The 22935-nt window shown below is 74.6% G+C and carries 21 protein-coding genes; 9 read left to right on the forward strand and 12 right to left on the reverse strand.

Translation table 11 applies throughout. The features are described 5' to 3' along the window. Positions 1–33 precede the first annotated feature (33 nt). The 4 genes from ACIQVI_RS12340 to ACIQVI_RS12355 all read right to left on the reverse strand — a co-directional run bounded on the left by ACIQVI_RS12340 (position 34) and on the right by ACIQVI_RS12355 (position 7044). Positions 34–2862: a SpoIIE family protein phosphatase gene (locus ACIQVI_RS12340; RefSeq protein ID WP_403594316.1), complete on the reverse strand. Its 2829-nt coding sequence runs from the start codon at positions 2860–2862 to the stop codon at positions 34–36. Further along, a complete protein-coding gene (locus ACIQVI_RS12345; RefSeq protein ID WP_351969529.1) occupies positions 2859–4925 on the reverse strand; it encodes a SpoIIE family protein phosphatase in 2067 nt (688 codons plus the stop codon). The genes ACIQVI_RS12340 and ACIQVI_RS12345 overlap by 4 nt, the downstream gene beginning before the upstream one ends. Before the next feature lie 64 nt (positions 4926–4989). Further along, positions 4990–5376: a hypothetical protein gene (locus tag ACIQVI_RS12350; protein WP_403594555.1), complete on the reverse strand. Its 387-nt coding sequence runs from the start codon at positions 5374–5376 to the stop codon at positions 4990–4992. A gap of 216 nt (positions 5377–5592) precedes the next feature. Next, positions 5593–7044 carry a peptidoglycan D,D-transpeptidase FtsI family protein gene (locus ACIQVI_RS12355; protein ID WP_403594320.1) on the reverse strand — a complete coding sequence of 484 codons (1452 nt, stop codon included), beginning with the start codon at positions 7042–7044 and terminating at the stop codon, positions 5593–5595. Positions 7045–7199: 155 nt separating this feature from the next. Between ACIQVI_RS12355 and ACIQVI_RS12360 the strand changes: the two genes are divergently transcribed. Next, positions 7200–8291, forward strand: a complete 1092-nt coding sequence (locus ACIQVI_RS12360) for a hypothetical protein (RefSeq protein ID WP_403594323.1) — start codon at positions 7200–7202, stop codon at positions 8289–8291. A gap of 357 nt (positions 8292–8648) precedes the next feature. Here the strand turns inward: ACIQVI_RS12360 and ACIQVI_RS12365 are convergent, their stop codons facing one another. From ACIQVI_RS12365 to ACIQVI_RS12380, 4 genes are all read right to left on the reverse strand, one after another. Next, positions 8649–9266 carry a response regulator gene (locus ACIQVI_RS12365; RefSeq protein ID WP_403594558.1) on the reverse strand — a complete coding sequence of 206 codons (618 nt, stop codon included), beginning with the start codon at positions 9264–9266 and terminating at the stop codon, positions 8649–8651. Positions 9267–9319: 53 nt separating this feature from the next. Beyond that, entirely contained in the window at positions 9320–10558 is a 1239-nt protein-coding gene (locus ACIQVI_RS12370) for a sensor histidine kinase (RefSeq protein WP_403594326.1), read from the reverse strand. Next, positions 10555–10785, reverse strand: a complete 231-nt coding sequence (locus tag ACIQVI_RS12375; RefSeq protein ID WP_403594329.1) for a hypothetical protein — start codon at positions 10783–10785, stop codon at positions 10555–10557. Before ACIQVI_RS12375 ends, ACIQVI_RS12370 begins: the two co-directional genes overlap by 4 nt. A gap of 107 nt (positions 10786–10892) precedes the next feature. Then, positions 10893–11663: an IclR family transcriptional regulator gene (locus tag ACIQVI_RS12380; RefSeq protein ID WP_403594332.1), complete on the reverse strand. Its 771-nt coding sequence runs from the start codon at positions 11661–11663 to the stop codon at positions 10893–10895. Between the two features lie 125 nt (positions 11664–11788). On the opposite strand from ACIQVI_RS12380, the gene ACIQVI_RS12385 reads away from it, so the two are divergent. Beyond that, complete coding sequence (locus tag ACIQVI_RS12385; RefSeq protein ID WP_403594335.1) at positions 11789–13288, forward strand: aldehyde dehydrogenase (NADP(+)); 1500 nt, start codon at positions 11789–11791, stop codon at positions 13286–13288. A gap of 14 nt (positions 13289–13302) precedes the next feature. Here the strand turns inward: ACIQVI_RS12385 and ACIQVI_RS12390 are convergent, their stop codons facing one another. After that, a complete protein-coding gene (locus ACIQVI_RS12390) occupies positions 13303–14202 on the reverse strand; it encodes a zinc-dependent alcohol dehydrogenase family protein (protein ID WP_403594338.1) in 900 nt (299 codons plus the stop codon). A gap of 260 nt (positions 14203–14462) precedes the next feature. On the opposite strand from ACIQVI_RS12390, the gene ACIQVI_RS12395 reads away from it, so the two are divergent. Next, a complete protein-coding gene (locus tag ACIQVI_RS12395) occupies positions 14463–15377 on the forward strand; it encodes an AraC family transcriptional regulator (protein WP_351971787.1) in 915 nt (304 codons plus the stop codon). Positions 15378–15444: 67 nt separating this feature from the next. Here ACIQVI_RS12395 and ACIQVI_RS12400 read toward each other — a convergent pair whose 3' ends face one another. Next, a complete protein-coding gene (locus ACIQVI_RS12400) occupies positions 15445–15675 on the reverse strand; it encodes a hypothetical protein (RefSeq protein WP_351971786.1) in 231 nt (76 codons plus the stop codon). A 376-nt stretch (positions 15676–16051) separates the two neighbouring features. Between ACIQVI_RS12400 and ACIQVI_RS12405 the strand changes: the two genes are divergently transcribed. The 5 genes from ACIQVI_RS12405 (at position 16052) to ACIQVI_RS12425 (ending at position 19979) form a co-directional block, all read left to right on the forward strand. Next, the gene (locus tag ACIQVI_RS12405; RefSeq protein ID WP_403594342.1) at positions 16052–16306 is read left to right on the forward strand and encodes a hypothetical protein; all 255 of its coding nucleotides are present in this window, start codon (positions 16052–16054) and stop codon (positions 16304–16306) included. Continuing rightward, on the forward strand, positions 16278–16793 hold the full coding sequence (locus ACIQVI_RS12410) for a DUF6879 family protein (protein ID WP_403594345.1): 516 nt from the start codon (positions 16278–16280) through the stop codon (positions 16791–16793). Before ACIQVI_RS12405 ends, ACIQVI_RS12410 begins: the two co-directional genes overlap by 29 nt. Positions 16794–16812: 19 nt before the next feature. Continuing rightward, a complete protein-coding gene (locus ACIQVI_RS12415; RefSeq protein ID WP_403594348.1) occupies positions 16813–17658 on the forward strand; it encodes a helix-turn-helix domain-containing protein in 846 nt (281 codons plus the stop codon). A gap of 394 nt (positions 17659–18052) precedes the next feature. Continuing rightward, entirely contained in the window at positions 18053–18763 is a 711-nt protein-coding gene (locus tag ACIQVI_RS12420; RefSeq protein ID WP_403594351.1) for a DsbA family oxidoreductase, read from the forward strand. 157 nt (positions 18764–18920) lie between these two features. Continuing rightward, on the forward strand, positions 18921–19979 hold the full coding sequence (locus tag ACIQVI_RS12425; protein WP_351971781.1) for an aminotransferase class V-fold PLP-dependent enzyme: 1059 nt from the start codon (positions 18921–18923) through the stop codon (positions 19977–19979). Between the two features lie 8 nt (positions 19980–19987). Here the strand turns inward: ACIQVI_RS12425 and ACIQVI_RS12430 are convergent, their stop codons facing one another. Next, the gene (locus tag ACIQVI_RS12430) at positions 19988–20497 is read right to left on the reverse strand and encodes a MarR family winged helix-turn-helix transcriptional regulator (protein WP_403594355.1); all 510 of its coding nucleotides are present in this window, start codon (positions 20495–20497) and stop codon (positions 19988–19990) included. Positions 20498–20638: 141 nt separating this feature from the next. Here ACIQVI_RS12430 and ACIQVI_RS12435 point away from each other — a divergent pair, with 141 nt between their 5' ends. After that, positions 20639–21703 (forward strand): alkene reductase, encoded by a 1065-nt coding sequence (locus tag ACIQVI_RS12435; protein ID WP_351971779.1) that lies wholly within the window; start codon positions 20639–20641, stop codon positions 21701–21703. Positions 21704–21773: 70 nt separating this feature from the next. Here ACIQVI_RS12435 and ACIQVI_RS12440 read toward each other — a convergent pair whose 3' ends face one another. Then, entirely contained in the window at positions 21774–22874 is a 1101-nt protein-coding gene (locus tag ACIQVI_RS12440) for an aminotransferase class V-fold PLP-dependent enzyme (protein WP_351971790.1), read from the reverse strand. Between the last annotated feature and the right edge of the window lie 61 nt (positions 22875–22935).

Raw genomic sequence — 22935 nt, forward strand, 5'->3', positions numbered from 1 at the left:
CCCCACCCGGCCGGTCCTCACCAGGCCGGGTCCTCACCAGGCCAGGTCCTCCAGGGCGTCCAGGTCCGGCACCGCCGCCTCCGCCGGCTCGGGGTCGCCCGCGCCCGCCCGCAGTTCGGCCCAGATCGTCTTGCCGCGCCGCCCGTACCGGGTGCCCCAGCGCTCCGCGTACTGCGCGACCAGGTAGAGCCCGCGCCCGCCCTCGTCCGTCGCCGCCGCGTGCCGCAGGTGCGGCGAGGTGCTGCTGCCGTCCGAGACCTCGCAGATCAGCGCCCGGTCGTGGAGCAGCCGCACGCGCACCGGATCCGCGCCGTACCGCACCGCGTTCGTGATCAGCTCGCTGAGGATCAGCTCCGCCGAGAACGCGAGCCCGTCCAGCCCCCACTCCGACAGCTTCGCCGCCGCCGCGTTCCGCACCGGCGACACCGCCGACGGGTCCCGCGCCACCTCCCACTCGGCGATCCGCTCCCGGTCCAGCAGCCGGGTCCGCGCCACGAGGAGCGCGATGTCGTCGCGCGGCGAGGGCGGCAGGAGCGTCGCCAGGACGTCCGCGCAGGTCTGCTCCGGGCTCCGGTCCGGGCGGGTGAGCGTGGACCGCAGCATCCCGAGCCCCGTGTCGAAGTCCCGCCCGTGGTCCTCCAGGAGGCCGTCGGTGAAGAGCACCAGCTTGCTCCCCTCCGGCAGCCGCAGCTCCGTCGACGCGAACGGCGCCTCGCCCAGACCGAGCCCGAGCGGCAGCCCCGGCGACAGCTCGGGGAACTCCACCCGCCCGTCGGGGGAGACCAGCGCGGGCCCCGGGTGGCCCGCGCTCGCCACCGTGCACAGGCCCGACGCCGGATCGTAGATCGCGTACAGGCAGGTCGCGCCCGTGATCCCCTCGTCGCGCCGCCGCCCCTCCCCGTCCGTCCCCTCCGACCCCCGGGGATCGATCCGGCCCGTCAGCTCGTCGAGGTGGCCGAGGAGCTCGTCCGGCGGCACGTCCAGGGTCGAGAAGTTGTGCACCGCCGTCCGCAGCCGCCCCATGGCCGCCGCCGCGTGCAGCCCGTGCCCCACCACGTCCCCCACCACCAGCGCCACCCGCGCCCCCGGCAGCGGGATCACATCGAACCAGTCGCCGCCCACCCCGGCCTTCGCCGGGAGGTAGCGGTGGGCGACCTCCACCGCGCTCTGCTCCGGCAGCACCCGGGGCAGCAGGCTCCGCTGGAGCGACACCGCCATCGCGTGCTCCCGGGTGAACCGGCGCGCGTTGTCGATCGCGACCGCCGCCCGCGCCGCCAGCTCCTCCGCGAAGGACAGGTCCTCCTCCCCGAACGGCTCCCGCGTGTCCGCCCGCCAGAAGTTCGCCATCCCGAGGACCACCCCGCGGGCCAGCAGCGGCACCGTGAGCAGGGAGTGCATCCCGTACGCGAGGGCCTGCGCCGCCCCCTCCGGGTCCTGCGCCCGCCAGCCCTCCGCCGCCGCCAGCTCCGGCTGCACCACCGCGTGCCCCGAGGCCAGCGCCATGGCCATCGGAGTGCTGGGGACGTCGAAGCGGACCGTGTCCCCGACCGGCTGGAGCGGCTGGTCCCGCCGCACCCCGCTCAGCGCCGTCCGCCGCATCTCCGCCGACGCGGCCGCCGTCTCCACGATCTCGGACGGCTCCTCCCCGCGCAGCACCGGCTCCAGGAGCTCCACCGTGGCGAAGTCCGCGAACCGGGGCACCGCCACCTCCGCCAGCTCCTCCGCCGTCCGTACGACCTCCAGGGTCGTCCCGATCCTGACCCCCGCCTCGTACAGCAGCTGGAGCCGGCCCCGGGCCACCGCCGCCCGGCCGGACAGCGCGGCCAGCTCGGTGGTGTCCCGCATCGTCATCACACAGCCGGACTCGGAGCCGTGCGGCAGCGTGGGCCGCACGCTCACCGCGAGCAGCCGGTCGCCCGCCCGGTGCACCTCGTCGGTCGCCGCCTCCCCCGACTCCAGGAGCTCGACCGTGCGCGGGTCCAGGCCCAGCTCCGAGACGTGCCGCCGCTCGGCCTCCGGCCCGAGGCCGAGCAGCCGGCGGGCCTCGTCGTTGGCGAGCAGCAGCCGGTGGTCGGAGTCGATGATGAGGACGCCCTCCCGGACGGCGTGCAACACCGCCTCGTGGTGCTCCTTCATCCGGGTCATCTCGGCCGGCCCCAGGCCGTGCGTCTGCCGCCGCAGCCGCCGGCTCACCAGCGCGGCCCCGCCCACCGCCACCAGGAGCGCGCCGCCCGCCGCCCCGGCCAGCAGCGGCAGCCGGTCCTGGACGGAGTGCGCGATGTTCTCCACCTCGATGCCGCTGGTCACCAGGCCGACGATCTTGCCCCGGTCGTCCACCACGGGGACCACGGCCCGCACCGCGTCGTTCGGCGCGCCCTCGAAGATCTCCGTGTACGACTCGCCGTCCACCGCCGCCCGCGAGAGGTCGCCGACCGCCCTGCGGCCGATCAGGTCCGGCTGCGAGTCGGTGTACCGCATCCCGTCCGGGCCCAGGATCGCGATGAAGTCGAGACGGGTGGCCCGCCGGATCGCCTCCGCCTCGTCCTGGAGCCGCGCCGTCGGATCGGGCGAGGCCAGCGCCGCGTCGATGCCCGGGGCGTTCGCCAGCGCCTCCGCGACCGCGAGCGAACGGGCCCGGGCGTCCCGCTCGGTGTCCCGCCGCTCCTGGTAGAACGTGACGAACACCGCCGCCACGATCACCAGGAGCGCGATCAGCGCCTCCAGGGCGAAGACCTGCCCGGCGACGCTCCGCAGCCCGGTCTCGCGCTTCCGCCCCTTCTCCTTCCCCCGCCGCGCCCCCTTCCGGCCGGTGCCGGTGCCGTCACCGGTGCCCGGGCCGTCCCGCCGCTTCCGCGAGGTCATCCCGTGCTCCGGGCGATCAGGAGCGCCACGTCGTCCGGCGCGCCCGGCCGGCGCAGCGCCTTCAGGAGCAGGTCGCAGGTCTCCTCCAGGGGCCCGCGCGCCTCGTCGAGGAGGCCCACGAGCAGCGCGAGCCGTTCGTCGATCGCCTCGTCGCGGGTCTCGATCAGACCGTCCGTGTAGAGCACCAGGCGGTCCCCGGGCCGGAACGGCACCCGGGCCGTGCGGAAGGTGCCGCCGCCCACCCCCAGCGGCACCCCGGTCGAGAGCCGCACCAGCTCGGCCGGACCGTCCACCGGGACCCGCACGGGCGGCAGGTGCCCGGCGTTCGCGATCCGGCACCGCTCCCTGGCCGGGTCGTGCACGGCGAAGAGACAGGTCGCGATGTAGTGCTCCAGGCCCTCCGTGATCCGGTCCAGGTGCCGCAGCACCTGCGCCGGGGACAGGTCGAGGTCCGCGAACGCGCAGGTCGCCGTCCGCAGCCGGCCCATCGTCGCCGCCGCGTCGATCCCGCTGCCCATCACGTCCCCGACGACGAGCGCCGTCTTGTCGTCGGGGAGCGGGATCACGTCGTACCAGTCCCCGCCGACCTCGCTCGACGCCTGCGCCGGCTGGTAGCGGGCCGCGACCTCCAGGCCCGCCCGCGCCGGCGGAGCCCCCGGCAGCAGACTGCGCTGGAGCGTCACCGCCGAGTTCCGCACGCTCTGGTACCAGCGCGCGTTGTCGATGCTCACCGCCGCCCGGGCCGCCAGCTCCGTCGCGAGCAGCACGTCGTCCCCGTCGAACGGCAGCGCGTTGCGGTCCCGCTTGAGGTCGAGCGCGCCGAGCACCTCGCCGCGCGCGATCAGCGGCACCGCCAGGTACGAGTGGACCCCGGCCCTGGCCAGCATCTCCGCCGCCTCCGGGCTCCGCGCGATCCGGGACAGGTCCCCGGGCCCGACCCGCTCCACCAGGACCGGCAGGCCCGTGTGCACGCACCGGGTGACCAGCCGGTCCGCCCCGTACATCGCGACCGACCCCGGCGGGTCGGCGGCCGGCAGCGCCTCCGTGGGCCCCGCCGCCTTCACCGCGAGCGCCCGGAACAGCGCGGGCCCCTCGTCCGGCGCGCCCGGCCTGCGCAGCGACAGGACGGAGTCGAGGACGTCGACGGCGGCGACGTCCGCGAGGGCCGGCACCACCACCGAGGCCAGTTCGTCGGCGGTCCGCTCCACCTCCAGGGTGGTGCCGACCCGGGCCGAGGCGTCCGCGATGAGCGCGAGCCGCCGCCGGGACCGGTCCGCCTCCGCGTCCGCCCGGTGCCGCTCGGTCACGTCGATCACCGACGCCGCCACGCCCAGGACCCGGCCCTCGCCCCCTTCGAGGCGGTAGAAGGACACCGACCAGACGTGGTCGTGGTCCGGGTCGGCCGGGGTCCGGCCCACCGTGGAGTGGTCGAGCAGCGGCTCGCCCGTCGCCAGGACCGTCCGCAGGACCTCCTCCACCCCCGGCGCGTCGATCCCCGGCAGCATGTCGGAGATCCGCCGCCCGGTGTGCAGCGCGGCGGGGATGCCGTTGATCCGCTCCAGGGCCGGGTTCACCAGGACGAAGCGCAGCGCGGTGTCGAAGACGGCGAGGCCGATCGGGGACTGGGAGACGAGCCGGTCGGAGAGGGCCAGCTCGGCCTCGACCCGCTCGACGACGGAGTGGTCGGCGGCGATCCCCAGGGCGTAGAGCCCGCCCAGGTCGTCGGTGAGCCGCATGTTGCGGAACTCCACCTGCCGGGTGGTGCCGTCCTTGTGCCGTACGGGGAAGGTGCCCGCCCAGGTCGTGCCGGCGGCGAGCACCTCGCCGAAGAGCCGCATCGCCTCCTCGCGGTGGTCCTCGCCGACGATCAGCGGGGCCACGTACTGGCCGAGGGCCTCCTCGGCGCGGAAGCCGAAGAGGCTCTCCGCCTGCGGGCTCCACAGCACGATCCGGCCGCGCGCGTCCACGACGACGGCCGCGACCCCGAGCACGTCGAGCAGACCCTTGCCGCCCAGGGGCACCCCGACCCGCCCCGCCGTCCCAGGGAAGGAACCGGCCGTCACCCTGCCTCCTCCCGCCGCGCCCGTGCTTTTCCTCCATGCTCCCCGCCCGGAGGCCGCCCCGCACCTAGGAGGCGCCCGAGCCCTTCCTCTTTTCGTACCGCAGCGCCGCCCCCGTCACGAGCGCGCCGAGCCCCTCCCACAGGCCCACGCCCAGGAAGCCGGCCGGGGCGCGGCCGGTGACGACGGCGAGGGTGAAGACCGCGCAGGTGAGGAGGCGGAAGGGGACCGTCCAGCGGAAGAACGGCTTCCAGTCGGCGAGCGAGGCCAGGACGTAGTAGACGCCCATGTTGAGCGCGGCCATCGAGGAGGCCGTCAGGAAGACCAGGGTGTGGTCGCCGTCCGCCCGCCCGCCGTCGGGCACCGGCTCGAAGCCCATGACCGTGAGCAGGGCGTCCGGGGCGACCAGGCCCACCACGCCGAGCGCGGCGGCGAGCACGCCGAAGACCGCCATGGTCCAGCCGGACAGGGAACGGGGCAGACGCACGGCGGTCCTCCGTGAGGGGGAAGCAGGGGGTACGGATCGAATGCGTGCTCGGATGCGAGCGTGCCCCTGCATATCGCGTGACGGGGCCCGACGGCCAATCGGGCCCCGTCCGCCGTCACTTCGCCCCGGCGGACCGCCGTCCGGGCGCCGCCGACGCCCGGACCCCGTCCGGCGTCACCGCCGTCACTTCAGCGCCGCCGCCATCATCTTCTGGGCCACCGGGGCCGCCAGGCCGTTGCCGCTGACCTCGGAGCGGGCCGCGCCCGAGTCCTCGATCATCACCGCGACGGCGACCTGTTTCCCGGTCGAGGGGTCCTTGGCGTACGAGGTGAACCAGGCGTACGGCGTCTTGCTGTTGTTCTCGCCGTGCTGGGCCGTGCCCGTCTTGCCGCCGACCTCCGCCCCGGCGACCGCCGCGTTGGTGCCCGTGCCCCGCTCCACCACGGTCACCATCGCGCTGCGCAGCTGCCCGGCCGTCGAGGAGGAGACGATCCGCCGGGTGTCCCCGTCCTCGAAGGAGGCGAGCGGGTCGCCGTCGGAGTCGACGACCTCGGACACCATGTGCGGGGCCGCGAGGAGCCCGTCGTTGGCGATCGCCGCCGACACCATGGCCATCTGGAGCGGGGTGGCCGTCACGTCGAACTGGCCGATGCCGCTGAGCGCCGTCTGCGCCGGATCCATCTTCGACGGGTACACGCTCGCGTACGCCCGGACCGGGACGTCCAGCCCGGCGTCGTTGAAGCCGAACTTCTCGGCCATCGCCCGCACCTTGTCCTGCCCCAGGTCGGCGGCCATCTTGCCGAAGACGTTGTTGCAGGAGTACCGCAGCGCCGTGCGGATCGTGGCGTTCTCGCAGGGCGCGGACGCGTTCTCGTTCCGCAGCACGGTCCGGGTGTGCGGCAGCGTGTACGGGTCGGGGCTCTCCGTCGCCGTGTCCACCGAGCGGTACAGGCCGTCCTCCAGGGCCGCCGCCGCGACGACCAGCTTGAAGGTGGAACCGGGCGGCAGCGGCTGCCGCAGCGCCCGGTTGACCAGCGGCTTGTCCTCGTCGCCGGTCAGCTCCTTCCAGGCGGTCCCGTCGTTCGTCCCGGAGATCCTCGACGGGTCGTAGGACGGCGTGGAGGCCAGGGCCAGGATCCGGCCGCTCGCCGGGTCGACGGCGACGGCCGCGCCCTTCTTGTTCCCGAGCGCCCGGTAGGCGGCCTTCTGCACGGCGGGGTCGATCGTGGTGAGGACCGTGCCCGGCTCCTGCTGCTTGCGGGTCACCGCGTCCAGCGGGTTCTTCAGCCGGTCGTCGGTGCCGTCGAGGACGTCGGCGTAGATGCCCTCCAGCTGGGTGGCGCCGTACGCCTGCGAGCTGTAGCCGGTGACGGCCGCGTACAGCTCGCCGTCCGTGTAGGTCCGCCAGTACTCCAGGTCCGTCCCCCCTCCGCTCCTCTCCGAGCCGGTGACCGGGGAGCCGGCCACGACGATGTTCCCGAGCGGCTGCGCGTACTGCGCGATCGTGTTCCGCCGGTTCTTCTGGTCGTCCGCGAGCGCCCGGGCCTCGTACGCCTGCACCCACGTGGCCCGGCCGAGCAGGGCGAGCACGAGGAGCAGCACGAAGACCGAGGTGTTCCTGATCGTCTTGTTCATCGCACTTGTCGGGACGAACGGACCGGCGGCGGACGTTCCGGATGCGCCCCCTTTCTCAGCGAACCTTCATGTCCGGATCCGTTCGGTCGGCTGTGCGATCATGCGGAGGCCCCGGGGAGGGGCCGGAGACGGGTGGGAACGGGGAGGGGCCGGGAGTGAGCGGGGACCGGGACGGTTCGTCGGTGCCGGACGAGGTGTGGGAGGAGTTCCTCCGGACCTCGGCCGACGGCGCGGGGGACGCGCCGAAGGAGCCGTCCGCACGGGCCCGCGAGACGGCGGCCCGGCTGCGGGCGGAGCCCGCCGGACCCGCGCCGTGGCGCGCGCCCACGTCCGCGCCCGTACGGCCCCGGTCCCGGAAGGGCTGGTACGTGGCGGGCTTCGCGGCCGCCCTCGCCCTGCTGTTCGTGGCGGTGGACCCGGGAGGCGTCGTCGGCTGGTCCGGCGACGGGGACCGGGCCGGCGCGCCCCTCGCGCAGGAGACGGAGCGGCCCACGGACGCGCCTCCCGCGGAGGCGGGCGGGCGGGCGACGCTCGACGACCCGTTCCGGGGCTCCCCGGCGGCGCGCTGGGCGAGCGGCACGGCCGGCATCACCGTGCCCGACGCCCGGGCCACCGGCCGGATGACGAAGGCGGAGGTGGCGCGGGCCCTCACGCGCACGCGCGACTTCCTCGCCGCGGCCGGCCTGGACCCGGCGGTGCTGCGGGGCGCCCGCCCGGAGAAGGCCGTCGCCCTGGTGAACCCGCACCAGAAGGACGTCCGGACCTTCGTGTCGACCGCCCTGAGCACCCCGGGCGAGGACCACGACCCGCTGCTGCTCTTCAGCCGCTTCGACCCGGCGCAGGCCCGCCTCGTCGGGGACGAGGTCAGGACCCGGGGCCGGCTCTCCTACCGGGAGGGGCGGCTCGGGGCCCTGGAGGTCACCGCCGACGTCACGTACGTGTACCCGGTCGCCCCGGCCGGCGGCGGCGACGAGGTGGTGCGCGTGATCGTGCGGCGGGAGACCGTGGTGAGCTGGGACGACCCGGCGAAGGTGACCACCGAGGAGGGGCCCCTCACCCTCCTGTCGTACAAGCTCCACATGACCAACGGCGGCTGCGGCGCCCCCACCGGCTACTTCCGGCCGGAGTTCGGCGGGGGAGCGGTCGACACCGACCCGGACGCCGGGACGGTCGACCCCTACGCCCGCACGGAGCCGCTGGGCGAGGACCGGGGCGGAACGGGCTGCGGCACGGCGACACGGTCGTAGCGACGGCCTCCTGATCCCGGGCCCTGGCTCCCTGATCCCCGGACCCTGATCCTGATCCCGGACCCCTGACCCCGGGCCCCGGCCTCCTGACCCCGGGTTCCCGGGCCCCCGGGCCTCAGTCCCCTGATCCCGGACCCCCGGCCCCCGACCCTGGCCCCCTGATCCCCGGACCCGGACCCGGACCCGGACCCTGATCCCGGGCTCCGGACCCCGGGCCCTGGCCTCCTGACCCCGGGCCCCCGGGCCTCAGTCTCCTGATCCCGGGCCCCGGCCCCCGGCCCCCGGGCCCCGGCCCCCGGCCCCCGGGCCCCGGCCCCCGGCCCCCGGCCCCCTGATCCCGGGCCCCGGGGAGCCCCGTCACCCCGTCCCCACGAATCCCGACTCGTACGCCAGGATCACCGCCTGGGTGCGGTCGCGGGCGCCCAGTTTGGACAGGACCGCCGCCACGTGCGTCTTGGCCGTGGCCGGGCCGACGCCCAGCCGGGCGGCGATCTCCGCGTTCGTCAGGCCCGTCGCCACGAGGCGCAGCACCTCCGCCTCCCGTTCGGTGAGCCGCGCGGCCCAGGGCGGGGCCGGTCGCGGCCGGCGGCGGGCGTGCTCGGCGGCCAGACCGCGCACCGCCTCCGGGTAGAGCAGCGAGTCGCTCCGCGCGACCAGCCGGACCGCGCCCACCAGTTCCTCCACCGCCGCCCGCTTCAGGAGGAAGCCGGCCGCGCCCGCGCGCAGCGCGTCGTACACGTAGGAGTCGTTCTCGAAGGTGGTCACCACCAGGATCCGGGGCGGCTCGGCCGTCCCGGCGAGGATCCGCTCGGTGGCCCGGATGCCGTCGACCTCCGGCATCCGCACGTCCATGAGGACCACGTCCGGGCGCGCCGCCCGCACCACCGACACGGCCTCGGCGCCGGTGGCCGCCTCCCCGACGACCTTCAGGTCCGGCTCCGCGTCCAGGACGACCCGCAGGGCCGTCCGCACCATCCGCTCGTCGTCCGCGAGGACGATCCGCACGGCCCGTCCCGGCTCCGCCCCGCTCACCGGGGGATCCTGACCGCGAGCCGCCACACGCCGTCCGCCGGGCCCGCCCCGGCGGTGCCGCCGAGCCGCCGGGCCCGCTCCGCGATGCCGGGAAGGCCCCGCCCGCCGTGCGGACGGGCGGCCGGGGGCCGCGCGGGCAGGGGGTTCTCCACGACGATCTCCCACTCCTCGGCACGGGCGCCGAGCCGTACGGTCACGGGCGCGCCGCCCGCATGCCGGGCCGCGTTCGTCAGCCCCTCCTGGACGATCCGGTACGCCTCCCGCGACACCGTCTCCGGTACGGGCCCCAGGGCCCCGTCCACGGTCAGCGCCACCCCCGGCCCCGCCCCGCGCACCAGGGCCTCCAGGGCGTCGAGCCCCGGGCCCACGCCCTCCACGGCCTCCTCGCCGCGCCGCAGCAGGCCCAGGGCCCGGTCCAGCTCCCCGACCGTGCGCCGGGCGGTCTCCTCGATCGCCGTCAGCGCCTCCCGTACGAACTCCGGGTCGGCGTGCCCGCCGTCCAGCACCCGGCGGGCCGCGCCCGCCTGGAGGGTCACCGCGCTCAGGGCGTGGCCGACGGAGTCGTGCAGCTCCCGGGCCAGCCGGTTGCGCGCCTCCGCCTCCGCCGCGCGCCGCTCGGCCGCCGCGAGCCGCTCCGCCGGGTCCGGCCCGAGCAGCCGGGGCGCCCGCCGGGCGAGCAGGGCCCCGGTCGCGGCGGCGGCGCCCGCCAGGGCGAGCAGCATGAGCAGGGCCGCCGGGACCGCCGCCCAGACCCACGGGGACCCGTCGAGCCCCCAGTGCCGGACGGCCTCGGACTCCCGGAGCGACGGCACGAACGGCAGCGCCGCCACCGTCGCCGCGAACGGCGGCAGGGCCAGGCTCGCACCGCTGACCAGCGCTCCGGCGCCCAGGTGCAGGGCGAACCAGCCCGCCGTCCGCGCCCTGGCCCCGCGCCCGCGCGCCGGACCGTCCGCGAACCGCTCGGCGGGCACCCCGCACAGCGCCCGGGCCGCCGCCACCGACATCGGCCGGGCCGGCGGGAACAGCGCGGTGACGGCCGCGAGCGGCAGCCCCACCGCGTACGCCCCGAACCGCGTCCCCAGGTCGCCGGCGAGCATCCCGCCCCTGCCCGTGAGGAGGGCCATGACCACGGTGCCGACCAGCCAGTACGGCATGAACAGCGCGCCGCCCAGGATCAGGTGCAGCCAGCGCAGCCTGGCCCGCTGCCCGAGGAGGGCCCCCGCCCACCGCCTCACGTCCCGGCGCTCCGCCGCCGCGGGAGGGCGGCCGCGCACGCGGCCGGCAGGAAACCGGCGATCATGCCGCCAGCGTAGACCGGCCGGGTCGGGGCGGTGACCCGCCCGACGGGATCCGCCACGGGGAGCGGCACCACGAGCGACAGGCGGGCGCCCCAGCGGCCGGTGGCGGCCGGACGGCGGCCCGCGACGGGCGCCGGGCCGGGGAGGCGGACGGTCGGTGTCATGCCCCCACGCTCCCGCGTGGACCCCGCGCGCCGCCTCCTCCCCACCGGCGAACCGCCTCCGCCGCACGGGGGAGGAACCCTCCTCCCGTACGGGGGCGCCCCGGCGCTCAGAGGCGGCGGGTCATCAGGGCCAGCCGGTCCCGCGCGTCGAGGAGCGCGTCCCCGATCGCCCGCTCGCGGTCCGGGGTGAGCCGCGCTACCGGCACCGAGCAGCTGACCGCGTCCCGCGCCGGGGTCCGGTAGGGAATCGCGACGCCGAAGCAGCACAGCCCCGGCGTGTTCTCCTCGCGGTCCACCGCGAAGCCCCGCTCGCGGATGACGCCCAGCTCCCCGATCAGCTCCTCGCGGTCGGTGACCGTGTGCCCGGTCGGTGCCGGCAGGACCTCCGGGAGCAGCTCGCGCACCCGCGCGTCGTCGTGGGTGGCGAGCAGCGCCTTGCCGAGCGCGGTCGAGTGCGCGGGCAGCCGCCGCCCGACCCGGGTGGACGGCCGCAGGTGGTGCGGGGACCGGCGGACCGCCAGGTGGACCACGTCGGTCCCGTCGAGCCGCGCCAGGTGGATCGTCTCGGCGGTGGCGTCCGCGAGCCGGTCCAGGACGGTCCGGGAGGCGGCCACCACCTCGTCGCCGTCGACGTACGCCGTGCCGACGAGCAGCGCCCGCACCCCGATGCCGTACCGGGTGCCGGTCGCGTCCGTCTCCACCCAGCCCAGCTCCACCAGGGTCCGGAGCAGCATGTACAGACTGGACTTGGGATAGCCGACGGCCTCCTGGACGGCGGCCAGCGAGTGCATCCCGGCGCGCCCGGCGAAGTACTCGAGCAGTTCCACGGTCCGCACCGCGGACTTCACCTGGGCCCCGCCCGCGTCGGCAGTCGCCATGCCCCTCGCCCCCTCCTCCGCCGTCCGGCCGCCCCTTGTGGAGACGGCCGGGCCGTCAATAGAGTCCACCGGAAACGCGTTCATGTGCGGAAACGGTGTTCAGGGTAGCGAACAGGGGCGTGGCGGTGGCGGCGGAACCAGTGTGGAGCGTGGACCCCCGGACGGGGAAGCCGCGCGAACAGGTCGCGGTGGAGGCCACGGCGGAGGAGGTCGACCGGGCCGTCCGGGCCGCCCACGGCACCCGCGGCGCCCTCGCCGACCGGACCGCGCGGGCCGCCCTCCTCCGTACCGCCGCCGACCTCCTCGACGGGGCCCGCGAGCACGTCGTGGAGGCCGCCGACGCCGAGACGGCCCTCGGGCCCGTCCGGCTCACCGGCGAACTCGCCCGCACCACCGCCCAGTTGCGGTCCTTCGCCGACACCGTCGAGGAAGGCTCCTTCCTGGACGTCCGGATCGACCTCCCCGACCCCGGAGCCGTCCCGCCCCGGCCCGACCTGCGCCGCTGGAAGGTCCCGCTCGGCGTCGTCGCCGTCTACGCCGCCAGTAACTTCCCGCTCGCCTTCTCCGTCCCCGGCGGCGACACCGCCAGCGCCCTCGCGGCCGGCTGCCCCGTGGTGGTCAAGGGCCACCCCGACCACCCGGCCACCTCCGAGCTCTGCGCCTCCCTGCTGCGCCGGGCCGCCGTCGAGGCCGGTCTCCCCGAGGACGTCGTCGTCCTCGTCCACGGCTTCGACGCGGGCGTCGGGCTCGTACGCCACCCGCTCGTCGCGGCGGCGGGCTTCACCGGCTCCGTGCGCGGCGGCCGGGCGCTCTTCGACGCGGCCGCCGCCCGGCCCGTGCCGATCCCCTTCCACGGCGAACTCGGCTCCCTCAACCCGGTCGTGATCACCCCCGCCGCCGCCGAGGAGCGGGCCGCCGGGCTCGGCGCCGGGCTCGCCGCCTCCATGACCCTGGGCACGGGCCAGTTCTGCACCAAGCCCGGCTTCGTCCTCGCCCCTTGGGGCGGGGCGGGCGACCGCTTCCTCGACGCCCTCACCGCCGGCGTCAGCGAGACCGAGCCCTCCGTCATGCTCGACCACCGGATGCGGGACGCCTTCGTCGCCGGGGTCGCGGAGCGCGCCGCGCTCCCCGGGGTCGCCACCCCCGTCACCCCGGGCGCGGGCGGCGCGCACACGGTCAGCGCCGGCGTCCTCGCCGTCGACGCCGAGCGGCTCCTCGCGGGCGGCCACCACCTCCTCCTGGAGGAGTGCTTCGGCCCCGTCACCGTCGTCGCCCGCTACGCCACCCGGGCGGAGGCCACCGCCGTCCTGGACCTGCTGCCGGGCAACCTCACGGCCACCCTGCACACCACCGGGACCGCCGAGGACCCCGACGCGGCCCCGCTGCTCGCCGCCCTCACCCCGCTGGCCGGACGCGTCCTCGTCAACGGCTGGCCCACCGGCGTCGCCGTCGCCGCCGCCCAGCACCACGGCGGCCCCTACCCGGCCACCACCTCCACCTCCACCTCGGTCGGCGCGACCGCGATCGAGCGCTGGCTCCGCCCGGTCACCTACCAGTCGACCCCCGACCACCTCCTCCCGCCGGAACTCCGCGACGGCAACCCGCTGGGACTGCCCAGGCGCTGAGCCGACGGGAGTGCTCAGTGGCGCACGCGCACCACGATCTTCCCGGTGTGCGTGCCGGACTCCATCAGCCGGTGGGCGTCGGCGATCCGCTCCAGGCCGTCGAAGACCTCGGCGACCACCGGCGCGAGGGAGCCGTCGCGCAGCCCCGAGCCGATGAACCCGGCCGCCCGGCGGCGCCCCTCCCCGGCCCCGACCAGCTCTCCGTTGGCGTACGCGTGCGTGGTCAGCGGCCAGTTCGTGGACAGTTCGGCCGGCCGGGGGTCCAGCCAGCCGTACAGGACGGCGGTGCCGCCGGGCCGCAGCGCGTCGCCGAGCCGGGCGAACCCGGGTCCGCCGATCGCGTCGAAGGCCAGGTCGGCGCCCACCCCGCCGGTGATCCGGCGCACCTCCCCGACCAGGTCCTCCTCGTCGGTGACCACCACGTGCGCGGCCCCCAGCTCCAGGAGCCGTGCGCGCTTGCCCCCGCCCCGCGTGGTGGCGATCGGCACCGCCCCCACCCGCAGCGCCGTCTGGAGCGCCGCCGTCCCCACCCCGCTCGACGCCCCGGTCACGACCACGTGGTCGCCGGGGCGCAGACCGCCCGTGAGCACCATCCCGCCGTACGCGGTGGAGTACGTCAGCCAGACCGCCGCCGCCGTCACCGCGTCCGTCCCGGCGGGCCGGGCCACCAGGTGCTCCTCCGGCAGCACCACCCGCTCCGCGTGCACCCCGTGCGTCCCGAAGTCGAAGTCGGCCGCCGCCATCACCGGATCGCCCGGGGCGTACGCGGTGACCCCCGCGCCCACCGCCTCGACGGTCCCCGCCGCCTCGTAGCCGAGCCGGGAACCCGGCAGCGTCGGCCGGTAGTAGTAGGTGCCCGCGCGGAACAGCGCCTCGGCGCGGTTGACGCCGATCGCCTCGACCCGTACGAGCACCTCGCCGGGACCGGGGGCGGCAGCGGCACCTCCTCCACCGTCAGCACCTCGGGGCCGCCCAGCTCGTGGAAGAGAACGGCCCTGGTGGTCGTGCCCGCCGTCGTGCTCGTCGTCGTCATGGACCCAACCGTAGGAGGCCCCGGCGAGACGATCCATGTCCCTCCGGCTCCCCGCGATGTCCGAACGTCTCGCCACCCCGCCCGGACGGACACGGACGGACACGGGCGGACGCGGGCGGGGACGGGCGGTACGGTGCCGGGATGGACGTACTGAGCGACGCCGTCACCGCCATGCGCACCGGCCGCCCCCACTCCTCCCGCGCCGTCCACGTCGCCCCCTGGGGCTTCCGCTTCCCCGCGAACGGGGGCGCCGGTTTCCACGTCGTCCTCCAGGGCACCGCCTGGCTCCTGCCCCCGGACGACGGCGCCCCCGTCCGGCTCGGCCCCGGCGACGTCGTCCTCCTCGCCCACGGCACCGGCCACGGCATCGCCGACCGGCCCGACACCCCGCTCGTCGACACCCTGCCCGCCCCGGACGGCTCCTGGCCCGCCCCGCCGGACCGGGGACCCGCGGCCGCCGGGGAGACCCTGCTGCTGTGCGGCGCCTACCAGCTCAGCCGGGCCCGCGCCCACCCGCTCCTCACCGAACTGCCCCCGTACGTGCACCTCCCCGCCCGGGTCGGCGCGCACCCCCGGCTGCGTGCCGCCGTCGAACTGCTCGGTGCCGAACTCGCCGAACCCCAGCCGGGCTCCGACGCCGTCGTGCCCGCCCTCCTCGACACCCTCCTGCTCTACCTGCTGCGCACCTGGTGGCTCACCGAGCGCGCCGACCGCTCCACCGGCTGGTCCGCCGCCCTCGCGGACCCGGCGGTCGCCGGCGCCCTGCGCGCCCTCCACCGGGACCCGGCCAGGGCGTGGACGGTCGAGGAGCTCGGCGCGCTCGGCGGCCTCTCCCGCGCCGCGTTCGCCCGCCGCTTCACCGCCCTCGTCGGCCGCCCGCCCCTCGCGTACCTCACCTGGTGGCGCATGACGGCGGCGGGCCGCCTGCTGCGCTCCGACGACCTCCCGCTCCGCGCGGTCGCCCAACGCTCCGGCTACTCCTCCGAATTCGCCTTCGCCAAGGCCTTCAAGCGGGAGTACGGGGTGGCGCCGGGGCAGTACCGCCGGGGCGCGTAAGTGCACAAGCAGGGCCGAGGCCGACTCGCTGAACTGTCTTGCTCGCCGTCGCTCGGCGGGTCGGGGCTCACTCGGCGCGGGTCACGCGCGCATGGTCGGTGAAGACGCGCCGGAAGAGGTCGTGGCCGGGGTTCAGGCCGGTGTGCCCCAGTGCCCAGTCCTGTGCGGTCTCTTGGGCTTCCTGAGGGCCTGACCGCGCCTCGCAGTCGGAGGCGGTGCAGAACGCTTCGTACGTGACCCCTCCCGCCGGCTCGTGGCGGATGGAATGCTTCACGAACCGGAGCAGCGCGCGCGTCATGCCGGGCACTCCCCGTGGTGCCGGTAGATCACGACAGGGGCACTCGACGCCCTTTCCAGCGTTCCCCGCCGGACCCGTTCAAGCGACCTGATCGGCTTCAAGCACGCGGGGCACGTCTCGCCCTTCGGCGCGTAAGTCACGTACTCCCACTGCCTGGCGTCTTCCGTGTCCGGTTCACTGGTCTTGCTGGCCATCCCTCGCCGTCCCTCCTGGGGCCTTGCCGTCTGGTGTCCAGTCAACAGCCGGCCAAGGGAAGCCCTCCACGAACTTGCATGAACTTGCGCACGATTTTCCGGAGCGACCTTGACTGCCCGCGCGTCGAAGGGAGGATGGTCATACAAGTTCGAGCAAGCCACACACGGAAAGCGAGGCTGTCATGGCGCTACGGTTCGTCGGCATCGATCCGAACACCGACCTTGAGCACTGCCCCACCGTTTGGGCGGACGAAGCGGCGGGGGAGCTGGTATTGCAGGGCTGGAAGGCCGGCCCGGAACTTCGCACGGCCTGTGAGGGGAACAGCCCGGCCAAGGGAGGAATCCCGGACAGCGAAGAGGTCATCAGGATTCCGGCGAGCATGATGCCGATGATCAGGGAAGCGTGCGATGCCGTCGAGCGTTCCGCCGTTCAGTGAGCTACTGGCCAACACCCGTGAATCCGCCGTGCACTTCGAAGCGCGGGACGACTACGGGACGAATCCCCGGCTGGAAGCGTGGCAGCGTGGAGAGCGAATCAAGTGGGACGACCGCGAATCCTGGTGGCACCCGTTCCATCAGAACATTGCGGACGCCGTAGCGCGGGGTGTCGCCGTTCGCCGTGCCCGCATCGTGTCGGAGCCGGTCAGTGAATACATCCGCTGGGAGCATTACGCCACGCACGCCAACGTCATTGCCGGCGAAGAAGTGCGCTGGCTGCCCCGAAGTCAGGCGACGGGCTTCCTGGTGCCCGCCAATGATTTCTGGCTGTTCGACGGCAACCTGATCCGCCTCCACCACTTCGCCGGGGACGGCAGCCACGTCACGGATGAACTCAGCACGGAGGCCGAAACGTTGGCGCTCTGCGGTCGGGCATTCGAAGACGTCTGGCAGCGCGCCACCCCGCACAGCGAATACGAAATCTGAGCACCCGGACAGCTGACTTATGTCGTCGCCTTCGTCCAGAGTCCAAGAAGCCAGGGAAGCCGTAGCGGCTCGACTGCGGGAATTGAGGCTTGACGCGGGAATCACGGCCCGTGAGTTGGCTGTCCGGTGCGGGTGGAGCGAAAGCAAGTCATCCCGTATCGAGCACGCGAAGACTGCCCCTGGCGACGCCGACATAAGGGCCTGGTGCACAGCGTGCGGCGTCCCTGAGCTAGCCGCCGACCTGATTGCCGCCAACCGTCAAGCCGACTCCATGTACGTTCAGTGGAAGCGGCTACAGCGAACGGGACTCAAGCGACTGCAAGAGTCGGGAGTGCCGCTCTATGAACAGACCCAGCAATTTCATGTCTACTGCTCCAACGTGGTACCCGGATTCTTCCAGACACCGGACTATGCAACCGCCTTGCTGACCTCGATCGCGCGGTTTCGGGAAACGCCGAACGACGTATCCGGAGCTGTCGCAGCGCGCGTGAACCGATCGCAGGTGATCCATGAGGGCGATCACCGATTCGCCGTCCTGATCGAGGAATCAGTCCTTCGTTACCGGATCGGCGGCGCGGAAGTGATGGCCGCCCAACTGGGACACCTGCTGTCTGTTATGGGACTCCCGTCGATCTCGCTGGGAGTCATTCCGTTCACGGCACCCCGGGCAGCCTGGCCGCTGGAGACTTTCACGATCTTCGACCGTAAGCGCGTCCATGTGGAAACCCTCTCGGCGGCCATCAAGGAAACAGAACCCAGCGACGTAGCGCTGTACCTCAAGGCATTTGAGAACTTGAAAGAGGTTGCCGCATACGGAACAGAAGCCCGCGCGCTCATTATGGCGGCCTTCGATGCCCTGTACTGAGCAAGGCGCCGGCATCACTTCGGGTAGCCCGGATTCAGGCCGGCGAGAGCCTTCAAAATGGGGACGCACTACCCCACTGTGGGTGCGAAGGAACGGGCGATCCTCGCCGAACGGAAATGGGACGTCGGACACCTGGAAGCCGTCTGTCAGACGTGGACGCTCGCGCTGGACGACTATCCCCTGGTCGATTCGGGGCGTATCGATAAACGCATGACGGCAGCCCCACCGCATTTCTCCCGCCTCGTCGCCCCACCCTTGAGGGGACAGTGCTGAAAAGGCCGATGATGACGCGCCTCACACCACCCCCACCCAGGGAATGAAACGGGCAGGTCGGAGCGTTCCCCGCACAGAACACCCCGTCATCACCCCCGTCACACCCCCGGAGAGAACCCCCATGCGCGTCGAGATCTGGAGCGACATCGCCTGCCCCTGGTGCTACATCGGCAAGGCGCGCTTCGAGAAGGGCCTCGCGGCCTTCGCCCATCGTGACGACGTCGAGGTGGTGCACCGGTCCTTCGAGCTCGACCCCGGGCGGGCCAAGGGCGACACGGCGCCCGTCCTGGAGATGCTGGCGAAGAAGTACGGCCGCACCCTCGACGAGGCCCGGGCCATGGAGGCGCACGTCGCCTCCAACGCGCACTCCGAGGGGCTCGGCTACCGCACCGAGGGCCGTGACCACGGCAACACCTTCGACATCCACCGGCTGCTCCACCTCGCCAAGGCGCGCGGCCGGCAGAGCGAGCTCCTGGACCTGGCCTACCGGGCCAACTTCGCCGAGGAGCGCTCCGTCTTCGACGCCGAGACCCTGGTGGCGCTCGGCGTGGAGGCCGGTCTCGACGAGACCGAGGTCCGGGCCGTCCTCGCCGACGGGGACGCCTACGCCGACGACGTACGGCAGGACGAGCGCGAGGCCACCGAGCTCGGCGCCAACGGCGTGCCGTTCTTCGTCCTCGACCGCCGCTACGGCGTCTCCGGCGGCCAGCCCGCCGAGGTCTTCACCCAGGCCCTCGAACAGGCCTGGCAGGGCCGCGCCCTCCAGCCGCTCGGCACCGCCCCGGACGCCGAGGCCTGCGGCCCGGACGGCTGCGAGGTCCCGGGGGCCTGAGCCGGGCCCGACCCGGTCCGCAGGCCGGATTTCGGTGCCCCCGGTCGCCGGCCGAGCGCCCGTACCCCCTCCGACCTGCGGCGATAAGCCGCGCTTGGACGCTCCCCCGGGTGCGGGCACGATTGACGGGTGATCGTCGGGAATCCAGGGTGGGGGCATGGATTCCCTCGACCAGCCGCTCGGCAGCGCCGAGTTCGCGCCCAAGAAGACCTATCTGAACACCTCCACCTGCGGACTGATGCCCCGCCGGACCGTCGAGGCCGTCACGCTCCTCGCGCGGGAGACCGCCGACGGGCGTCCCGGCGGGTCCGGGAGCTTCGAGATCGTCGACGAGGCCCGGGCGACCTTCGCCCGGCTCGTCGCGGTCGCCCCCGAGCGCGTCGCCGTCGGCAGCTCGGTCGCCGTGCACTGCGGAATGGTCGCCCAGTCGCTGCCCGCCGGGTCCGAGGTGCTCTTCCCCGAGGGCGACTTCTCCTCCGTCATCACCCCCTTCACGATCCGCGGCGACCTCAAGGTCCGCTTCGCGCCCCTGGAGCGGCTCGCCGCGTCCGTGCGGCCGGAGACCGACCTCGTCGCCCTCTCCGCCGTGCAGTCGTCGGACGGCCGTACGGCCGACCTCGCGGCCGTACGGGAGGCCGCCGCCGCCCACGGCGCCCGCACCCTCCTGGACGCCACCCAGGCGGCCGGCTGGCTGCCGCTGCGCGCGGGGGAGTGGGACTACACGGTCGCCGGCGGCTACAAGTACCTGCTCTGCCCGCGCGGGGCGTCCTTCCTCACCGTCACCGAGGAGGCGCAGGACTCGCTCCTCGCCATCCACGCCAACTGGGTCACCGGCGAGGAGCGCTGGGCCAACAGCTACGGACCGGTCCGCGAACTCGCCCGCTCCGCCCGCCGGTTCGACGAGCCGATGGCCTTCCTCTCGTACCACGGGGCGGCCCGCTCGCTCGCCCTCCTCGAAGAGATCGGCATCGAGCGGATCGAGGCCCACGACAAGGGGCTGGCGGCCCGCTTCCGCGCCGGGCTCCGCTCCCTCGGGCACGAGCCGGTCGCGGACGACTCGACGGTCGTCGCCGTCCCGGGCCTCGGGGACCGCGCGGACGCCCTGGAGCGGGCCGGCGTCCTGCTCTCGGCCCGCGCGGGCAACCTGCGGGCCTCCTTCCACCTGTACAACACGACGGCGGACGTGGACCGCGCCCTGGACGTCCTCGCGGGCTGAGGACGCTCTCAGCAGGCCTCCGGCCCCGGCGGGCACTCGCCCGCCTCCTCGGTCTCCTCCCGCAGGTTCTCCGCGACGAGACCGAGCAGCCGGGCCAGCTCCGCGCGGTCGGCCGCGCCGAGTCCGTCGAGCGAGCGCGACTCCAGGTCCTGCCAGGCGTCCTCGACGCCCGCCCGCAGCGCCTGGCCCTTCTCCGTCGCCTCGACCAGGACCGCGCGCCGGTCCGCCGGGTCCGGGCCCCGGCGGACGTGCCCGCACTGTTCGAGCCGCTGGAGCATCTTCGTCACCGTCGACGGGTCCAGGCCCAGGGACTGGATCAGCTCCGACTGCCGGACCGGACCGCAGTCCCACAGGCGCATCATCATCAGCTCCTGGCCCGGGTAGAGCCCGAGCTCCCGCAGCCGCCGCCCCATGGCGATCCGGTGCATCCGCGCGACCAGCGCCAGGGAGTGGCCGACGGGCCCGCAGCGCGTGGCGGCGGGCGGCGGCTCGGTACAGACGGGGTCGGTTCCGGACACGGTGGCTCCTCGGGACGTCGTCACACAAAGATTACCTTGGTCGGCCAAGGAATGGGTTACAGTGGCGTCCGGACCAGATGATTGGCCGACCACATAAACCCGATACTTGGTCGACCACATACCTTGCGCGAAGGGACCGCCATGACCACCGCCTTCGACCCGATCGACCTCGCCGGCACCCGGCTCGCCAACCGCATCGCCATGGCCCCCATGACCCGCAGCCGGGCCGAGGGCGAGAGCCGCACCCCCACCGCGCTCGTCGCGGAGTACTACGCCCAGCGCGCCTCCACCGGCCTCATCATCACCGAAGGCGTCCAGCCCACCGCCATCGGCCAGGGCTACCCCAACACCCCCGGCCTGCACACCGCCGAGCAGATCGCCGCCTGGCGCGAGGTCACCGACGCCGTCCACGCGAAGGGCGGCCGGATCTTCGCCCAGCTGATGCACGCCGGCCGGATCAGCCACCCCGAGGTCCTCGGCGGCGGCCTCCACCCCGTCGGCCCCTCCGCCGTCGCCCCGGCCGGAAAGATCTTCGCCGGCACCCTCATCGACTTCGTCGCCCCGCGCGAGCTCACCGCCGAGGAGATAACGGAGACGATCGCCGGCTTCGCCACCGCCGCCCGCAACGCCGTCGAGGCCGGCTTCGACGGCGTCGAGATCCACGGCGCCAACGGCTATCTGATCCAGCAGTTCCTCGCCACCGGCTCCAACCACCGCACCGACGAGTGGGGCGGCCCGGTCGAGAACCGCATCCGCTTCGCCGTCGAGGTCGTCAAGGCCGTCGCCGCCGAGATCGGCCCCGAGCGCACCGGCCTGCGCGTCTCCCCGGCCAACACCTACAACGACATCGCCGAGACCGACACCGACGCGATCTACCCGGCCCTCGTCGCCGCGATCGACCCGATCGGCATCGCGTACCTGCACGTCACCGAGGCCAAGCCCGAGGTCCGCGAGCTGACCCTCGCCCTGCGCAAGGCGTTCTCCGGCACCTTCGTCCTCAACCCGGCCACCGAGGGCCCGACCGGCCCCGAGGCCCTCGCCCTGATCGAGGACGGCACCGCCGACCTCGTCGCCTACGGCGCCCTCTTCATCGCCAACCCCGACCTGCCCGCCCGCCTGAAGGCCGGCGGCCCGTACAACACCCCGGACCCCGCCACCTTCTTCGGCGGCGACCACCGCGGCTACACGGACTACCCGGCGCTGTAACCGGCCGGGCGCACGGAGAAGGGGGCGGGATCCCGGTGTCGGGTCCCCGCCCCCCGGCCCGTACGGCGTTCTACTTCCAGGCCTCCGTCACCGCGCGGCCCGCGCCCTCCAGGTCCACCGCGCGGCCCGTCTCCCCGAGCGCCGCGCCCAGCGCCGCGAGCGAGGACCGGACGGCACCCGGGGTCGCGTCCACCCCGTAGTGGTTCACCCGGATCATCTCCCCGGACAGCGCCCCGCCGCCCGCGATCAACGGCAGCGACGGATCGGCCGCGAGCGCCTTCGCCACCAGCCCGGCCGCGTCCACACCCGCCGGGGTGCGCAGCGTCGTCGCCACCGGGGCCGCGTCCTTCGCCTCGTACACGTACGGCTCCAGACCGCCGCCCAGCGCGAGCGCGCCCGCGCGGGTCGCGGCCGCCGCCGAGGCGTGCCGCGCCATCAGCGCGTCCAGGCCCTCCGCCTCGATCCGCTCCACACAGGCCTCCAGGGCCAGCATCTCCAGCTGCGCCGGCGCGTGAAGGAGCGCCTTCCGGCCGCCGTCGATCCAGCGCTCCTTCCAGTCCAGGAGTGAGAGGTACGAGCGGCGCGGCGCGGCCGGGTTGGCGGCGAACCGCTCCCAGGCCCGCGCGCTCACCGACACCGCGGACACGCCCGCCGGGCCGCCCATCGCCTTCTGCGCGCCGATGATGCACATGTCCACGCCCCACGCGTCCGGAAGCACCGGCTCCGCGCCGATCGATGCCACCGCGTCCAGGTAGAACAGCGCGCCGTGGGCCCGTACGACCTCGCCGATCTCCGCGACCGGGTTGGTGTTGCCGGTCGCCGCCTCCGCGTGCACCAGGGACACGAAGTCGATCTCCGGGTGCTCGGCGAGCGCCCGCTCCACCTGCTCCGCCGTCACCGCCGCGTGGAAGGGCACCTCCAGGTCGACCACGGTCGCCCCGCAGTCCCGCAGCCAGTTCCCGAAGGTCTGCCCGTACGGGCCGGTGACCACGTTCAGCGCGGTCGAACCGGCCCGCGCCCCGCTCCGGATGCACCCTTCGAGCGGCAGCAGCGCCTCGCCCTGGGTGATCACCACGTCCTGCTCCGTGGAGAGCAGCGCGGCCACCCGCCGCTCGATCGACGCGAAGTGCGCGGCGGTCAGCGGGGCGAGGTCCAGGAGCGGGTGCGTCACGGTCACGGTGGTGCCTTCTCGGGTCGGCGGTACGGGCCCGGCCAGCGTACGCCCACCCCTC

It is taken from the genome of Streptomyces sp. NPDC098101, from assembly GCF_044760185.1.
GTDB lineage: Bacteria > Actinomycetota > Actinomycetes > Streptomycetales > Streptomycetaceae > Streptomyces.

Excerpts from the sequence above, each read along its gene's own strand:
- ACIQVI_RS12435 (WP_351971779.1), top strand. The coding sequence starts at position 20,639 with ATGACCACCGCCTTCGACCCGATCGACCTCGCCGGCACCCGGCTCGCC.
- ACIQVI_RS12375 (WP_403594329.1), bottom strand. The coding sequence starts at position 10,785 with ATGACACCGACCGTCCGCCTCCCCGGCCCGGCGCCCGTCGCGGGCCGC.
- ACIQVI_RS12420 (WP_403594351.1), top strand. The coding sequence starts at position 18,053 with ATGCGCGTCGAGATCTGGAGCGACATCGCCTGCCCCTGGTGCTACATC.
- ACIQVI_RS12395 (WP_351971787.1), top strand. The coding sequence starts at position 14,463 with ATGGACGTACTGAGCGACGCCGTCACCGCCATGCGCACCGGCCGCCCC.
- ACIQVI_RS12355 (WP_403594320.1), bottom strand. The coding sequence starts at position 7,044 with ATGAACAAGACGATCAGGAACACCTCGGTCTTCGTGCTGCTCCTCGTG.
- ACIQVI_RS12340 (WP_403594316.1), bottom strand. The coding sequence starts at position 2,862 with ATGACCTCGCGGAAGCGGCGGGACGGCCCGGGCACCGGTGACGGCACC.
- ACIQVI_RS12400 (WP_351971786.1), bottom strand. The coding sequence starts at position 15,675 with ATGACGCGCGCGCTGCTCCGGTTCGTGAAGCATTCCATCCGCCACGAG.
- ACIQVI_RS12350 (WP_403594555.1), bottom strand. The coding sequence starts at position 5,376 with ATGGCGGTCTTCGGCGTGCTCGCCGCCGCGCTCGGCGTGGTGGGCCTG.
- ACIQVI_RS12365 (WP_403594558.1), bottom strand. The coding sequence starts at position 9,266 with ATGGTGCGGACGGCCCTGCGGGTCGTCCTGGACGCGGAGCCGGACCTG.
- ACIQVI_RS12415 (WP_403594348.1), top strand. The coding sequence starts at position 16,813 with ATGTCGTCGCCTTCGTCCAGAGTCCAAGAAGCCAGGGAAGCCGTAGCG.
- ACIQVI_RS12405 (WP_403594342.1), top strand. The coding sequence starts at position 16,052 with ATGGCGCTACGGTTCGTCGGCATCGATCCGAACACCGACCTTGAGCAC.
- ACIQVI_RS12425 (WP_351971781.1), top strand. The coding sequence starts at position 18,921 with ATGGATTCCCTCGACCAGCCGCTCGGCAGCGCCGAGTTCGCGCCCAAG.
- ACIQVI_RS12380 (WP_403594332.1), bottom strand. The coding sequence starts at position 11,663 with ATGGCGACTGCCGACGCGGGCGGGGCCCAGGTGAAGTCCGCGGTGCGG.
- ACIQVI_RS12410 (WP_403594345.1), top strand. The coding sequence starts at position 16,278 with ATGCCGTCGAGCGTTCCGCCGTTCAGTGAGCTACTGGCCAACACCCGT.